2 protein-coding genes are annotated in these 671 nt (G+C 47.2%); both read left to right on the top strand.

Annotated elements, in window-relative coordinates; all coding sequences use genetic code 11:
• Positions 1–535: cytochrome-c oxidase, cbb3-type subunit II (gene ccoO / locus A3756_RS22290; RefSeq protein WP_068554681.1), on the top strand; the 535-nt coding region annotated here is incomplete at its 5' end.
• Positions 536–546: 11 nt separating this feature from the next.
• A partial coding sequence (locus A3756_RS22285) for a CcoQ/FixQ family Cbb3-type cytochrome c oxidase assembly chaperone (RefSeq protein ID WP_068554679.1) occupies positions 547–671 on the top strand: 125 nt, incomplete at its 3' end.

The raw sequence follows: 671 nt of genomic DNA, 5'->3' as shown, positions 1-671 counted from the left end.
TTTCTTGGTAGAAGCAGTTCCACTGTTCTTCCACAAAGACATGCAAACCCCCATTGAAGGTCTGAAGCCACATACCGCTTTAGAACTTGAGGGTCGTGATATCTATATTCGTGAAGGTTGTCACACCTGTCACACGCAGATGATCAGACCTTTCCGCGCTGAGACTGAACGTTACGGTCATTACTCAGTTGCCGGAGAGCATGTTTATGAGCACCCATTCCTATGGGGTTCTAAGCGTACTGGTCCTGATCTGGCTCGTGTTGGTGGTCGCTATAGTGACGACTGGCAACGTGCTCACCTTTATAACCCACGTAATGTTGTACCTGAGTCCAAAATGCCGTCCTACCCTTGGTTGTTTACAGCTATCGTAGACCACAAAGGTACTGCTGCGAAAATGGAAGCACTTCGTACAGTAGGCGTTCCCTACACCGACGAAGACATTGCCGGTGCAGCAGAAGCGGTGAAAGGTAAAACAGAAATCGAAGCTATGGTTGCGTATCTACAGCAGCTTGGCACCGTTCTTAAGAACAAGTAAGAACCAATATTATGGATATCAACACGTTACGCGGTCTATCTACCATCTTGGTCATGATCGCCTTTGTCGCCATATGCTTATGGGCCTATAACGGCAAAAAGAAAAAAGATTTTGACGATGCAGCCAACCTGCCCTT

This window comes from Oleiphilus sp. HI0086, from assembly GCF_001635225.1.
The sequence above is the reverse complement of the archived record's forward strand: the minus strand, read 5'-3'. Positions and strand labels throughout refer to the sequence as shown.